Raw genomic sequence first — 15,298 nt, 5'->3', positions numbered from 1 at the left:
TTCTCCCTAATAACAAAGACTAAGGGTAGAAGTCATTTCATGAGCACCGACATTAAATCACTCGGATCCTTCGTCTGGTCCATCGCCGAGCTCCTTCGCGGAGATTTCAAGCAATCTGAATACGGCAAGGTCATCCTACCCTTCATCGTTCTACGCCGTCTGGACTGCATCCTCGACGAGACCAAATCCGCCGTCTTGGACATGGAAGCCTCCTTGCCAAAAGACATGGACGACGAAGCGCGAGACACGCTTCTTGCCGGCGTCGTTGGCCAAAACATCAAGCTTTACAACCTGTCCCGCTTCACCTTCGCGTCACTCAAAGGCCAGGATGCAAAGGACATCCACAAGAACCTGATCGACTATGTCACCAAGTTCTCACCGAATGTGCGTGATATCTTCCTCGACAAGTTCCTGTTCACCGACCAGCTCAAGCGTTTGAATGACGCGGGGCTGCTCTTCCAGGTCTTCGACCGCTTTACGCAAATCGACCTGCACCTGAACAAGGTATCCAACATCGAAATGGGTTACCTGTTCGAGGATCTGATCCGCCGCTTCTCGGAGATCTCCAATGAAACCGCCGGGGAACACTACACCCCTCGCGAGGTTATTCGGCTGATCGTGTCCCTTCTTCTGGTTAACGACAAAGAAGCCCTGACCGGCTCGGGCGTCATTCGCCAGATTTACGACCCTGCTGCGGGCACGGGCGGCATGCTCTCCATCGCCGAGATGGAGATGAAAGAACTAAACGAGCGTATCCGCGTGGAGCTCTTTGGGCAGGAACTGAACCCGGAATCCTTCGCGATCTGTAAATCCGACATGCTGGTCACCGGCCACAACCCGGAAAACATCGCCTTTGGCAACACGCTCACCCAGGATGCCCACGCGGGCAAACGCTTCCATTACATGCTCTCCAATCCGCCCTATGGCGTCGACTGGAAGAAATACGCCGATCCGATCAAAGACGAGGCCGCCGAACTTGGCATGAATGGCCGTTTTGGCGCGGGCCTGCCACGAATTTCGGACGGACAACTGCTGTTCCTGCAACACATGATTTCCAAGATGCGCAACGACGAGCAAGGCACGCGTATCGGCATCGTTATGAACGGCTCTCCCCTCTTCACCGGCAGCGCGGGATCGGGTGAAAGCGAAATCCGCCGCTGGATGCTGGAAAACGACTGGGTCGAGGCGATCATCGCCCTGCCCACCGACCTGTTCTACAACACCGGTATTCAGACCTATGTCTGGCTGCTCACAAACCGCAAGGACACCGCCCGCCAGGGCAAGGTGCAGCTGATCGACGCCAGTGGCGAACGCTTCTGGAAACCGATGCGCAAGTCGCTCGGCTCCAAACGACGCGAGATCCCGCAAGGCGCCACGGACGAAATTGCGCGCATCTACCATGACATGCTGAACGGCAATTCCGACTGGGCCGATGTGTCCAAGATCTTTGACACCTCCGATTTCGGCTATCGCGAGATCCGGGTGGAACGCCCGCTGAAACTGCGTGTCGAATGGTCTGAGGCTGCGAAGGAAGCCCTACTGGAGGCCAAGCCCTTCCAAAAGCTGGATGAAGACAGCCAATCCAAGTCGCTGACCCTGGTGCAATCCCTGCTCAGCGGCGGGCATTGGATGAGTGCGGACAGTTTCGCCAAGGCCATGGATGATCTGTTCAAGAAGTCCGGCCTGAAGATCGGAGCACCGGTCAAAAAGGCCATCCTGATCGCCTTTGCCAAGCGCGATGAAGAGGCCGAGACTTGCACCGACAAGAAAGGCAACCCGGAGGCGGACACCACCCTGCGCGATCATGAGCTGGTGCCACTGGGTGAGGATTGGAAGGACTATGTGACGCGCGAAGTCACCCCCTTTGTGCCCGATGCCTGGGTGGATGAAAGCTACACCGATACACAGGACGGCAAGGTTGGCCGCGTCGGCTATGAGATCAACTTCAACAGATATTTTTATCAGTATGTCCCGCCGCGTCCTTTGGAAGAGATTGACGCCGAATTGAAGGCGCTGGAATCTGAGATTGCCGGGCTGTTGCAGGAGGTGGTGGAGTGAAGGCGCTGCGCTTCAAACAGTTTCTTCGTGAGCGGAACCAGTTTTCGAGAACAGGTGAGGAAACGCTGCTGTCTGTGTCCGAATACTACGGTGTGAAGCCTCGAAGAGAGGCCTTTCAGCATGAAGAACACGAAAGCCGCGCTGCATCTCTCGAAGGATATCGCATCGTCCAAAAAAACGATCTGGTTATGAATTACATGCTGGCTTGGAAGGGTGCCTACGGCGTGTCTGACCACGATGGTATAGTCAGCCCGGCTTATTCGGTGTTCGAAGTTGACCATCGTGTTGCTGACGTCCGCTACCTTCATCACCGCGTTCGTTCAGATGACATGAAGGCCTATTTTCGCAGCCGTTCAAAAGGCATTATCGAAAGTAGGCTTCGGCTATATCCGGACAGTCTGTTGGCATCCCATGTCAAACTCCCCGACCTCGATACCCAACGCCAGATTGCCGATTTCCTGGACCGCGAGACCGCAAGAATAGACCTCCTGATCGAGAAAAAGCGGCGCTTCATAGAGGCTCTTGTTCAAAAGTGGGCTGCGACTGTCACGTTCACTCTTACAAACGGCCTGAACCCTGAGGCACCAAAGAAAGATGTAGGTGTCTCATGGATTGGGAAGGTTCCAGAGCATTGGAGTGTTGCCAAACTCGGCCACATCGGTCGGTGCGCAAACGGCATCAACATTGGCGGTGATGCATTCGGAAGCGGTTTCCCGTTTGTCAGCTACGGCGACGCATACAAGAATCCTGAACTTCCTCACTCTGTAAATGGCCTGGTCCAGTCATCCGCTGAAGACAGGGCTCGTTACGACCTGAAGGAAGGTGATGTTCTCTTCACCCGAACCTCTGAAACCATTGAAGAAATTGGTTTCTCAAGCGTTTGCATGGAAGACATGCCCAATGCTGTGTTCGCCGGCTTCCTGATCCGCTTCAGGCCAACTAAGGGGAAGCTGCATCCACTCTTCTCCAAATTCCTGTTTAGAAACGAGCGATTGCGGGCATTTTTCTCGAAAGAGATGATGATCGTTACACGTGCTTCACTCAGTCAAGGTCTGTTGCAGCGTATGCCCGTGGTGCTCCCCCCCATTGAAGAACAACATGAAATAGCTCAGCACCTTCAGAAGTTGGAAAACACTTTCTTGTCCGTCGCTGAGAAGACCAAAGAAAGCATCGAGCGGCTCAAAGAATACCGCTCTGCCCTGATCACCGCTGCTGTCACAGGCCAGATTGACGTGACAAACCACAGCATATCCAGCGCCGCCGAACACAGTCTTGATGCCCTGCAGGAGGAAGTGAGCGCATGATTTCCGCGATGGTTGAGTTCTCCGACGAGCGTCACTTTAACGACCTCAAGAGTGTTCAGGGGCAGCTTACTCTCGCCAACATCATGACGCCGCGCGAGCAATTCATTTGTTGCGGTGTCAATGAACCAGCGCTCAGTGTAATCGAACGCGTCTCCGAAGTGTTCGACGCTGTTCCTGTGGTAGCTTCCAATGACCCTACGGACATTGCTGCTCCAGTCCTCGGCCTGCTGCATCGCGACCGGCTCCCTTTTCGCAATCCGTCTGCAAAAGCGTCTGACTGTGTGGACACGTCGGCATTGGATAAGGCGCATCCATCCGACAGGAACCTGCTCGTATACATCAACGGCTTGAAAGGGCATCCGGTTGAATTTGTAACCGCTGAAAACGAAATCGTCGGCTTGGTGACGCCATACGACCTGGAGCGTCTTCCTGTTAGAACCGCCTTGTTTGCTCAAATCATCGACGTCGAGCGGCTTATGGGCGACCTAATCAAAGCCCGTTTCCCTGACACTGCAGATTGGGAAGCGAGGATTGCGACCCACCTTGTTGGTAAGTTACGTGCAGGCCTGAAGCGCGCTGGCAGGAACGACAGCGTGGGTCAGCCCATTCTGTCGGTGGATTTTGCAGTCAAGCTCGATCTGCTTCCCCATTGTTTCGAGGGCACCACTGACGCGCTATGGGTGAACAAGGAGAGCGACGAAATCAGAGAGTTGAGGAACGTGGTGGCTCACGGCGCACCCTTTGCCAACGTGACACAGCTTCCTGAACAAGTGCGGCATCTGCTACGACTACGCGGCCTAATTTCAAAACGTATTTCATTTCTTAAGGGGCAATTTTGATGTCCGATCAAACGCGCACCACGGCCGGCATCCATCAGGATAAGGTTTTTGAGGGCCATATTCTCGCATGCACAAACGACTGGGTCGACACTTTCCTCTCGGTCTCTCAAAAGACAAAGGAAATCATCACCCGCCTTGCGCAAAACGGCTCCGCCCTGATTTCAGCAGCGTTTACAGGCCAAATCGCAGTGAAAGCTCGCAGCAAAACCGACACCACCGGGCGCAGCCTCGTGGCCATGATGGAGGCGATTGACGCATGACCCAATCCATCGACGAACTTCGTGGCTTCCTACGAGGTTACCTTCTCGCGCACCCTTCCATCACGGAAATTCCCTCCAAGACGACCTCCTCTGGCAAAGCCCACCTTTCTGCTTTCCGCACAAACGCCGGTCGACCCATCGGGATCGAGTTCGACAAGAACACCTTGCAAAACATCTGGTTGCGCGCTCAAGACGCCCCAATGGCCCCAGCCAGCACCAAGACAACCGAAAAGCACTGGACCGGCGCCGAATGGAAAAGCCCGGACGGAAAAGGCGCAAACAGCAATTTGTCGGCCTATGACGACTTCCATGGTCACGACCTAATCCGCTTTGGCGTGAGATCCCAAGATGACACGGTTGCGATCCTTGAGCATGTGCTGCGGTGAACCGGATGATCATCCCTAACAATTTTTTGAAAACAACGATTTTGCCGAAAAGGATTTGATCCTGTGAGAGATATGCCAATAACCAAACGGTTTGCTTTTTTCGTGCAAAACGAAGGGAACGCATAATGGCCCGCAAGCTTACCACCAATCAGGAAATCGACGCCTTTATCGCTAAGGTAATCACGGAAGCCAATCACCATGGCGGCAATGTAGAGCATGTCATTCAACCGCTTTCGGATGAGGTTAGGAAACGGCTCAACCTGGCGGTAGACACCGTCTCGGTCTACGAACGAAATGGAAATCTTGCGCGGACTTGCTGGGTAACAATTCAAGGCTCGCGATATGCCTTCTCATACAATTACGACAGCAAAAAAATTGAACTGCGGGATCGAAGCATACAGGGGACGAAGATCTTTGATTTCGAGAACGCCACAAGTTTGGCTGACATTCAGAGGGAAGTTGGAAAACTATGACGACCCATTCCACCGCAGACATTCATCAAGAAAAAGTCTTTGAAGAACATATTGTTGCCAGTCTGACATCGGGCCTCGGCTACATCGAACGCGATTGCCCAAGCCACTATGATGTCGGGCTGGCGCTGGACACTGAGTTATTGTTTCGATTCCTGCGTGACAGCCAACCGGATGCCTGGAAAGTGCTGGAAGATCACTACAGTGCACAGGCTGAAAGCGAAGTGCTTAAGCGGCTTGAGAAGGCCCTGAAGGATAACCCAACACATGTTGTTCTGCGCAACGGTATCAAGCTGGTGCCAAACATCCAGTTTTCGCTCTGCTACTTCAAACCGGCCTCCAACCTAAACCCGGACCTCACCCGGCTTTACGAGGCAAACATCCTGTCGGTGATGCGACAGGTGACCTATTCGGCGAAGAACAAGAATGCGATTGACCTGGTGACCTTCGTTAACGGCATTCCCGCGACGACATGGGAGGTCAAGAACCTGCTCACCGGTCAAAACGTCAAGCACGCAGAGAAACAGTATCGCAAAGACCGCTCGCCTGCTGGTGAGCCATTGCTGACGTTCAAGCGCGGGGCCATCGTGCATTTTGCGGTGGACCAGGACAACGTGTCCATGACGACCCGCCTGATGAACGGCAAGACACGTTTTTTGCCCTTCAACCGTGGCCGTGACGGCGGTGCAGGCAACCCAGACGTCCCAGGCGAGAACCGCGTTGCCTACCTGTATAAGGATCTTCCTGACTGTCAGGCGGTGTTCTCGCGTGAGGTGCTTATGGACCTGATCGGACGGTTCATCCACCTTGAGCGCGATGGTGGGAAGGAAGTGCTAATCTTTCCCCGGTTTCAGCAGTTCGACGCGGTGCGAAAGTCTCTTGCTGACGCCAAGACAAATGGTGCAGGCCAGAACTATCTGATCCAACACAGCGCGGGTTCGGGCAAATCGAACACCATCGCCTGGACTGCGCATCAGATCATTAACCTGCATGACGATGGCGATCAGCCTTTGTTTGACACGGCCATTATCGTGACAGACCGCCTGGTCCTGGACCGGCAGCTACAGAACACCATCGGCGGGTTTGCCCAGACAGATGGCGTTGTGAAAAAGATTGAGGGCACATCACGCGACCTGAAAGACGCGATCCTGAAAGGCGCACGGATCATCATCACGACAATCCAGAAGTTCGGCACCGAGCATCTGGCGACTATTTCTGGGCAATCCGGTAAGAACTTCGCCGTGATCATCGACGAAGCCCACTCGTCGCAGTCTGGCAAGGCAGCTCAGGCGATGACAGACGCCCTAACGCGCAGCGCCACCAGTTCTGACGACATCGAGGACATGGTTCTCGCCTTCCAGAAAGCGCGCGGCCCGCAAAAGAACATTTCATTCTTCGCCTTCACCGCGACCCCTCGGAACGTCACGCTTGAACGGTTTGGCAGAACCGGCACCGACGGGAGCCCGCATCCTTTCCACCTTTATTCAATGCGGCAAGCGATTGAGGAAGGCTTTATCCTCGACGTGCTGCAAAACTACATGACCTACCAGGCATATTATCAGCTTGAGAAGGCCATCGAAGACGACCCTGATTTCAAGGGACGCAAAGCTCAAGCTCGGGTAGCGCGCTTTGCATCTCTGCATCCGACGGCGATTGACCAGAAAGTTGAAGTGATCGTGGAGCACTTCCGCCGACATGTTTCCGGCGAACTTGGCGGTCAGGCAAAGGCCATGATTGTCACCCAGAGCCGTGAACATGCTCTGCGCTATTGGCAACGCCTGAATGATTACATCGCAGCCAAAGGATATTCTGACCTGAAAGCTCTTGTCGCGTTCTCGGGTGATCTCGAACTGGATGATCAAACCTGGACGGAAGAGCTGGCTAACGGGTTTGCAGAGACCGAGCTTCCCAAGCGATTTGACACAGATGAATATCAGATCCTTGTCGTTGCTGAAAAATACCAGACCGGCTTCGATCAGCCCAAACTGGTGGCGATGTATGCCGACAAGAAACTGGCCGGTTTGCAGGCGGTGCAAACCCTTGCAAGATTGAACAGAACCCGCGCCGGCAAGGATCGCACCTTCGTGCTCGATTTTCAGAACACGATGGAAGAGATCAAGGAGGCCTTCTCCCCCTTCTTCGAGGCAACCGCACTTGAAGAGAGGACCGATCTCAATCAGATCTACGACTTGGAACAAAGAATTTCCTCGTCCACCTACGTGAAAAAGGACGAGGTAGAACGGTTCGCAGACCGATTTTTCCAAGGGGACCTTTCCACGCAGGACCGCCTTTCACTTGAAGGGACGGTCCGCCTCGCTGTTGAACGCTTCAATCTGGATGAAGACGACGCTCAGAAGGAAGAGTTCCGCCAACTCCTGCGCAGTTTCCTGCGTTTCTACTCTTTCGTGGCACAGGTTGTTTCGCTGAATGATGCCTGGCTTGAGAAGCTCTACGCCTATGCCTCGTGGCTTTCTCGTCTACTACCTTCGCGTGAAGTTCCTGCCGACATCATGATCACCGATGACATGCTGTCGCTTTCAGCATTCAAACTGAAAAAGGGCGAGGAAGGCAGCGCTTCTTTGGTGGCTGGTGAAACCACAACGCTGGCCCCAATCACCGAGTTCGGGGCGAACGCTTACACCGAAGAAGAAGAACGCTCGCTGTCCGAAATCATCGACTCGTTCAATGATCGTCACGGCACCAGCTTTTCACGTGAGGATTTCCTCCGGTTTGAACGTGTCACACGCGACATCATGAACGAAGAAATGACTGAGATGGTGCGCAATAACCCGGCAGACGTTGTCTACAACGCATTCTCTCAGGCATTTTTCCAAGGCATGGTCAAGATGTTCCAGCAAGACAACGAGATGCGGAACATCGTGATGACGGACAAAGATGCCCGCGAGCAAGCCACGCGGCACTTTTTCAAGCGTGCTCAAAGGCAAGCCAGGGAGGCCTGACATCGGATAGCGGCTTGGGGGGCTCCCCCAAACCGGTTTCTACAGTTCGAGAAGTTCGACCTACATCAGAGACCAAAAGTAGTTCCCACTCCCGTTCTTAACGCCATTGAGCCTGCCAGCCCCTTCAAGCTTCGTCAGTGCACCACGCAATGTGGTTCCTTGGGCATTCGTATTCGCACCCTTTGGGCGAAGCTCAGACGGCATGGCATTGAGAATATCTGTTGTCGTTGCCCCTGTCTTGCCTACTGTCTGAATCCCCATCAAGGCCGTCCAAGCCGCAGCCTGGAGGGAGCTAAATTTCAAGGGGGCCACATCATCTGTCGACAGTGATCCATCCACGATCGTGGCCTTCACTGTAAAGCGGTCAACACCCTCCTCGTCAGTGCAGAGTTTGACCCTTTCCAACTCGTATGAGAACCGCAGGTCACCGGCCATGTTACGTTGCTTTGTCGTGTTGACGATGCACGCTCCCGTATCATCATCTTTTTTGATCGTGAATTCAGAGTCCACGTTCGTTCTGATCGCAGATGAGCCGCGTCCACCTTTGTCCTCGTCGCGCCCTGTGTGGTGAACCAGAAGGACATGCGCATCCAGCTCTTCCGCAATTGTCTGAGCGCCTGACGTCGCGATGCTCATTTCGTTTGAGAAATTCTCGTTCAGGTCAGCGATCGCATGAATGAACGTGTCGATAATGATCAGGCTGATCGCGGTTTCGCAGCGCGGAAGGTGCTTTTTCAACTGCTCAATCAGTTCTGGCACATGATCCGGATCACCCAAATTCAAGCGCGATTTCATCACGAGATAGTCTTCGGCATCTTCCACATCCTTGAGCAGGGCATAAACTCGATCTTTGACCCCATCACCTCCTTCGCCACAGATGTGCAGAACGGCACCACGCTTGGTGTTCATGCTGAGAACGGGTTTCCCCTGCACCACATGTGCCCCAAGCGCGACTGCAACGGCTGTTTTACCGACATTGCTGGGGGCGACAAGCATGCCAACTTCTTTACGATTGCAGAGATCCCGTATGACATAGTTGCACTCCCGGCTCGGGATATGGTCATTGGCACGCTCGAAGATAAACTCGGGCTTGGATTGGGCTTTCATTTGCATGTTGGATCCTTCTGTTCTCGCTGGGGTTTTCCCAGTTGCTGAACAGGACATAAGGTCGCAAATTGCGTGTCCATAAGGGGGTTTGAATCCCTTTTTTCGGTTATTTCTTTTGCACCCACGTTGAGAACACCAACATAGAAAAAAGCTCCTTCAAGAGCTTTTTTCTATGTTGGTGTTCATCAGGGCTTCGATGCCAAAACAGGTCGGCAATATGTGAACTGCCCATCTCAAACCGGATTTCCCATATCACAGCGGCAGACCCACCTCCCTACTATTCAACAGGGAGATCACAGTGCTTCAAAACCCACCTCCATCCGTTCTTAACCCGCTTTTAAGCACCAAAGAACTGTCGTTCTTCCTTACCACGTCGCAAGCATTTGCCCGCAACCTAATGAAGGAAATCGGAATTCCTAAACGCGGAAAGGGTTACCCACGCGCTCGCTTGCTTGCCGCGCTTGGTTTCCCACACCCGCTGCCCACCGATGAGGGTGCCCTTTTGCGACCACTGCTGGACGCGCAAAGAGCAGCAGCTGCATCCGGCACTTCAGCAAAGACTTTCGGCAGGATGTTTGATGGCTCTCACCACGACCGAACGTTCAGGAACTACATCCATCTCGGCCCGCGAAAACGACTGATCTTTCCCTTCGAGCTTGACGCTTGGATGACCGGCGTGCCCCCCAAATTCATTCGCGACACAAGCTTGATGCATCCACGCCTACGAGGTGCCAAAGCTTCAGTATCTGCCCAAACCAGGCAAATGCAGCCAGTTTCAGCATCAAGTCCTCAAGCCTCCGCGAGCACATATTTCCTGCCACCAAAGAGGTGAACTGTGACCAACAAAATATTTCCTCAAATTGTCATTTGGCCCCATCTCCTTTCTGTCGCGGAAAGGAGGATGAGCGACACAAAGCGCCACCCAAATGAACTGAAATTCGTTCGCAAATGACATTTCGGCGCAGAATTGGTCCCTAACAGTCAATGACATCAATAGCGGACAAAATGACAAACACCCCCGGATATTCGGTTCCGGAAAAACCATGGGCTTTTGTCATTTTCTGCTTTGGATTCGAGGATAATGGCCAATTTGTCATTTAGCGGACAAGAAACAAGAGGTCGAAATGAGCTTCCAAAAACCAATCACCGCAATGACGCTCCAAGATGTCCACGCATGGGCAATGGAGGCAGGAAACACTGATTATGCCAATGCCGTTAAGCGGTATCCGAATATGACAGATGGGCTGGTCCTGAGCCAGATCCCTGCGGATCTGCCTATGATCAAACAACAACTACCACTGAACGGCTATCAACCATCGTTTGCCCGATCAGAAAAGGCCTACAAAGCCACGCGGCGAAAGATTATCGCTGCAGTCAAAAACGCAACTGGGTTGGCCTCTGCCGCAAAGGAACGTCGGGCTCGCGTGGACGAGTGGTCAGCGCTTCTCTCAGCCCTGGAACCGCATGCTGTCACCAGTCGCGGTCGTTGCCAACCAGCCCCACAAATGCTCATTCCCGTTCGCAAGCTGGCTGATCTCGCCAGGGCCGATGGGATCCCACCGTCAATCGTCAGCCAGGAATGGTTGGAAGGCATTTCTCCAACACTCGAAGGAAACGAGTGGAAATCGCTTCAAAGAGCACTGAAAACACTGAACAAGTTTCGCCATGATGAGGCGGTTGCCCGTTTCCTTCCAGAGGACGCATTCCCTGCGCCCCCAAAGCGACGCAGTGAAAACTTAGACGTTATACCGCCCCACATTTCTTCCGAAATCAACGATTGGGTTCGAGAGGCGACCCAGACGGAATACGATCCCATTGAACAGGAGTTCGTCGATGCTGTTTCCAAGTCATATGTCGACTTTTGCCTCGCCGCGATGCGCAAGTTTGTCAGCACCTTGATCAGGTCAGGTGCAATTTCTCCGGACACTGATGCACAGCTCGGGGATTTGTTCACGCTGGAGAACGCCACGGCCGTCGTCCGGTTCTGGTCAAACCATGCTGAAGAGAAAGGTCATATCTCCGCACGAACAGCATATGACTACCTGAAATCCATATTCGTAGTCATGGCTCGAAATGGCGTGGATCCCATGCCCATGAAAAACCATGTGAAAGCCAATAAATTTCTGGATAAGGGCAAAAGTGCTTCAGGAGAAATGTCCGGTTCCTCTCGGAGTTTTTGCAAACAACTTCTGGACTCGACCCAACTGACCATTACCTTTCTTTCCCTGCATGTGAAATTGCGCAACCGCGCCAATGAGATGCTCAAAGAAATCAAAAGCTGTGGAAGAACTCCAGAAGACGTTGAACTTCAGGAAATACGTCAAATTGGCACCGTAGCAGCCATTTGTGCCATCGAAACCCGAGGAGCTCCGATCCGGATTGAGAATGCCCTGGAGCTGATTATTCGCGGCCCCAATCCGACGTTCCTTTTGCCGACGGCAAAAACCAAACACGCGACCATTCAGCTCGGTGTTGAGGACACGAAGAATGACGTGGAAATCTGGGCCCCAATCAACCCTGAAAACCTCAATGGCCTTGAGGTTGTCGAGTGGTATCTTCGGGAAATCCGCCCGCTTTTTCCCGACCACGAGCAAAGCGCGTATCTGTTTCCTACAATTATAAAGCCGGGCGCCCTTAGCTACAGAACGTTTCTGAGCTGGTTCAAACGTCACACCCGAGCTGAAGGTCTTCCTATGACGCCCCACAAGTTTCGCCATGGCCTGGCGTCATTGCTTCTGGAACGTAACCCGGGGCGGTGGGACCTTCTCGAACGACTGCTCGATGACACTCCTGCAACCGTCCGCAAGAACTACGCATGGGTTAACGAGCGCGCACAACGCGTTGAAGTTCAAAAGTTCATTCTGGATTTGTCGGATATCGGCCAATGAAGACACCGGACTACAGAAGCAAATCCGAAGTTCTGGCAGGGGCTCGTTGGGATCCAATGATCGGTGATCCCAACATCTCCAGTGCAACCGTGCTGGAGCTCCGGTTGGTCGACGATTTTCTGGCCTTTCTGGAACGGCCAAACTCGGCGAACGGCAACGGAATTACTGCGGACGTATTCCTGAGGTTCGATCAGGAAAACAACTCGCAAACACGGCTGAGGGCGCTCAAGTTTGCTTTAATGTCCATTTTCCCTGGTCACCCCAGCATATTGCATCTGGAGGAGGCAATTCGCCAAAGGGAACCGAAGCGAAGCCGCAAGGGTCTTTCTTCACCACGCCGTCTGGATGTGTCCGTTCACTTCGACGCGCTACCACTACCTTGGAAGGAGGCATTTGCGGATATGGACGCGGGGTTTGATCGAAACGGTCAGATGCCCCCTGCCCCGGGCATGATGGGCACACACAAGATGAAAATCCGCCAGTTGCTGTTTTCTGCCCGGAAAGCTGCAATGCCAGATGAAATCTCCCCCGACACGGTTCGCGCCTACGCACGCGACATGAGCGCTCGGAATTTGGCCGCGGCCACGCTGAGAGCATCCTTTAGTGCAGTCCTGAAATTCGCGCGCTACATCTCGACCGATCATGAGAGCATCCAGCTCTTGGAAGAGCTCACGCGGATCTACGAGACAAAGGCGAGGCAAACAAAGAGTAAGAAGTTTCAACATCTTCAAAACACGGGATATTCCCCGGTCGCCCTCATCGAACAAGCACAAACGATCTTGGATGAAGCGCCAAACATCCTGTCCCCAAGGTCACGACAGGCCCATCGGAACCAGGCAGCAGCGCTCGCGATCTTCTCGGTTCTTCCAGTGCGCCTTGCGGACACCCGTCTCGTATTTGGCGAAACCTTGTTTTGGAATGGCAATAGATACACAATTGAAATGACGCTTTCGAAAAGTGGTTATTCTTGGGAAACTGAACTGGACCCACGCCTGAACATCTTCATCGACGCGCTCATCCTGCGCGGATGCAATCCAATCTGGCTTGATGAAATGCGTGACAAGTGCCTCCAGGAACACCGAGCTTTGTTTATCACCAATGACGGCAGTCCCGTCGCTTACAACTATGTCTCGGACTGCTGGCGTCAGGTTGTGGGAACAGGAGAGCACATTGCACGCACCATCCTGCACACATTTATGGGCATCAAGCTCGGAGAGGCAGGAACCGACCTCGCCATGGCGGCCACAGGGCAACGAAGCCACGCGACGGCCGTAGCCTACCAGGGAGATGCTCTGGCAATGGCTCAAAGGGTAAAGGGGCAAACTGAATTGTCAGATGTCGCCAAGGAATTTGATCCATCCGTTTTTGAGTTTTCATAAGATTTCATGCCGCAGATCCCAATTTCCATGTCGCGCAACCCAATCTGAATTCTTTTGAAGCGGATATGAAGTTGGTTTCCGATCGCTCATTTCGAAGTAATCCCTTGCGTGAGATCACTTCGAAATGACCCTCGGAAACCGAACAAACGAACTGAGAGAATGCAGCCTCTCAAAACCGAAACCCGCAAACAAATGGAGCGCAACAAGCCGCACTTGAAGCCACCGGCACCACCGCCGGGGCGCTGCACAGGAGAACAAATATGTTCGACCTTACCAACGACACCATGACCAGCATTCGCGCATTCATGGCAACGCATTCTGAAGCAGTTCAAAATGCAGCTTATCTGCTCGGAGGGCAGCCCGCACTGCGCAAAGCACAATCCCTTTTGGATGAGATAGCGTCTGCACTCGTGCTGACGCGCCGCCTCGCAGCTCAGCTCCTCAATCTTCATGCGCTGTTCAGTCTTCAGAATGTGCATTGCGAAGATACAATCGAAGCTGCGAGTTTCGCGAACCTCGATCCGGCATCGCCAATCGTCGAAGAAATCTGTGTCCTCTGCGATGAGCTGGAATGCGAGTTGCTCAAGCTGGAAGATGCTGAGTTGAGCACTGCTCTGTCTTTCCGCCTGGCAGCCTGATCCACCAGGCACCTCCCCGCCAGATCCCCCCTCCAAGGTTCTGGCGTCTTGAGAGATCACATGATGCGATCTCAAACTATGGAGATATCAATGCACATTGAAATCGAACGCGAAGTTCATGACATGACGCTCAAAACAATCGTTCAAGGCCGGTTCCTGGCGGAAGAGTGGTTGGGCGGTAGCCTGGTGCCAAAAGGCACGAGCAAGTCAATCATCATCGAGGCACTTCGCGCGCTGCAGGAACGCGACGGATTCAAGACCGTCGATACCGAACTGATTGAGCACATGGGTGAGCAAATTCGCAAAACACTCAATGAAATCCGCAAGGGAAAAGGAGATGCTGCAATTGCGGAGGATGTGGATTTGGTTTGGGAGCAAGACCAAAAGGTCGTCGAATATGTGAATCTGGCTTATCGCTGGAAGCAGTTCAAGGCGGCAAGGGTAGAGCTGGATGACAAACTGGCTGCTATCCGTGAGGCGGATTTTCTACTCGCAAGTGTGATTTAACAAAATTTTCATCGCGCATAGGAAGCGGGACATTCATCGCGCTTCCTCGTTAGTCAACCCGATTAGATCAGCCAATCCATTTGAGAGCTTACGCCCCAGGGCGGATATACGCATTCGTTTCTTCGGATAGCCATAAAAATACCGGAAGCTTTTTTCGACTGCAGAACCAAGGCGTCGAAGCCATGACACCCAAATCCAGTTGGGCGGAAAGCCGACTTTTGCCGCGCCTCACGTCAAGGTTTCCTAATCGGCTCATTCAGACTCTCACTGGGGTGTCTTAGAAGACGTTTTGTGTATCTCGGAGTGGATAAAAATTGAACACCTCGTGCGAACACCGCCGTTGTTCCTGCTGCAGGAGAGACACGAGGGAAATGATGTCGCAAGTGTTGAAAATTACTGGATGCATAGTTGCGGAACAAGTTCTACAAACATACTCGCAGAGGTTGTTCTTGCGTGGCGCTTGTCAATCTGTCGCCCGCTGAAATGGACAAATGTAAATAAA

The 15,298-nt window shown here is 53.1% G+C and carries 12 protein-coding genes; 11 read left to right on the top strand and 1 reads right to left on the bottom strand.

Annotation, left to right across the window (positions count from 1 at the left end):
* Positions 1-39: 39 nt before the first annotated feature.
* From K3J57_RS05900 to K3J57_RS05870, 7 genes are all read left to right on the top strand, one after another.
* Positions 40-2,058, top strand: coding sequence for a type I restriction-modification system subunit M (locus K3J57_RS05900; protein WP_259797505.1), 2,019 nt, complete (start codon positions 40-42; stop codon positions 2,056-2,058).
* Positions 2,055-3,362 (top strand): restriction endonuclease subunit S, encoded by a 1,308-nt coding sequence (locus tag K3J57_RS05895; protein ID WP_259797502.1) that lies wholly within the window; start codon positions 2,055-2,057, stop codon positions 3,360-3,362. Before K3J57_RS05900 ends, K3J57_RS05895 begins: the two co-directional genes overlap by 4 nt.
* Positions 3,359-4,201 carry a hypothetical protein gene (locus K3J57_RS05890; protein WP_259797499.1) on the top strand — a complete coding sequence of 281 codons (843 nt, stop codon included), beginning with the start codon at positions 3,359-3,361 and terminating at the stop codon, positions 4,199-4,201. Before K3J57_RS05895 ends, K3J57_RS05890 begins: the two co-directional genes overlap by 4 nt.
* The gene (locus K3J57_RS05885) at positions 4,201-4,461 is read left to right on the top strand and encodes a hypothetical protein (RefSeq protein ID WP_259797497.1); all 261 of its coding nucleotides are present in this window, start codon (positions 4,201-4,203) and stop codon (positions 4,459-4,461) included. Before K3J57_RS05890 ends, K3J57_RS05885 begins: the two co-directional genes overlap by 1 nt.
* On the top strand, positions 4,458-4,847 hold the full coding sequence (locus K3J57_RS05880; protein WP_259797495.1) for a hypothetical protein: 390 nt from the start codon (positions 4,458-4,460) through the stop codon (positions 4,845-4,847). The genes K3J57_RS05885 and K3J57_RS05880 overlap by 4 nt, the downstream gene beginning before the upstream one ends.
* Before the next feature lie 125 nt (positions 4,848-4,972).
* Positions 4,973-5,320, top strand: coding sequence for a Vch_cass14 family protein (locus tag K3J57_RS05875; RefSeq protein ID WP_259797494.1), 348 nt, complete (start codon positions 4,973-4,975; stop codon positions 5,318-5,320).
* The gene (locus tag K3J57_RS05870; RefSeq protein WP_259797492.1) at positions 5,317-8,277 is read left to right on the top strand and encodes a type I restriction endonuclease subunit R; all 2,961 of its coding nucleotides are present in this window, start codon (positions 5,317-5,319) and stop codon (positions 8,275-8,277) included. The genes K3J57_RS05875 and K3J57_RS05870 overlap by 4 nt, the downstream gene beginning before the upstream one ends.
* 60 nt (positions 8,278-8,337) lie before the next feature.
* On the opposite strand, the gene K3J57_RS05865 is transcribed toward K3J57_RS05870, so the two are convergent.
* Positions 8,338-9,390 carry an AAA family ATPase gene (locus K3J57_RS05865; RefSeq protein WP_259797490.1) on the bottom strand — a complete coding sequence of 351 codons (1,053 nt, stop codon included), beginning with the start codon at positions 9,388-9,390 and terminating at the stop codon, positions 8,338-8,340.
* 1,118 nt (positions 9,391-10,508) lie between these two features.
* Between K3J57_RS05865 and K3J57_RS05860 the strand changes: the two genes are divergently transcribed.
* The 4 genes from K3J57_RS05860 (at position 10,509) to K3J57_RS05845 (ending at position 14,796) form a co-directional block, all read left to right on the top strand.
* Positions 10,509-12,272: a site-specific integrase gene (locus K3J57_RS05860; RefSeq protein WP_259797487.1), complete on the top strand. Its 1,764-nt coding sequence runs from the start codon at positions 10,509-10,511 to the stop codon at positions 12,270-12,272.
* Positions 12,269-13,651, top strand: a complete 1,383-nt coding sequence (locus tag K3J57_RS05855) for a site-specific integrase (RefSeq protein ID WP_259797485.1) — start codon at positions 12,269-12,271, stop codon at positions 13,649-13,651. Before K3J57_RS05860 ends, K3J57_RS05855 begins: the two co-directional genes overlap by 4 nt.
* A gap of 260 nt (positions 13,652-13,911) precedes the next feature.
* Entirely contained in the window at positions 13,912-14,289 is a 378-nt protein-coding gene (locus K3J57_RS05850) for a hypothetical protein (protein WP_259797482.1), read from the top strand.
* 90 nt (positions 14,290-14,379) lie between these two features.
* Entirely contained in the window at positions 14,380-14,796 is a 417-nt protein-coding gene (locus K3J57_RS05845) for a hypothetical protein (RefSeq protein WP_259794409.1), read from the top strand.
* The last annotated feature ends 502 nt before the right edge of the window (positions 14,797-15,298 follow it).

Origin of the sequence: Aliiroseovarius crassostreae (assembly GCF_025137635.1) — a bacterium.
GTDB classification, from domain to species: domain Bacteria; phylum Pseudomonadota; class Alphaproteobacteria; order Rhodobacterales; family Rhodobacteraceae; genus Aliiroseovarius; species Aliiroseovarius crassostreae.
This window is presented reverse-complemented; position numbering and strand designations above follow the sequence as displayed.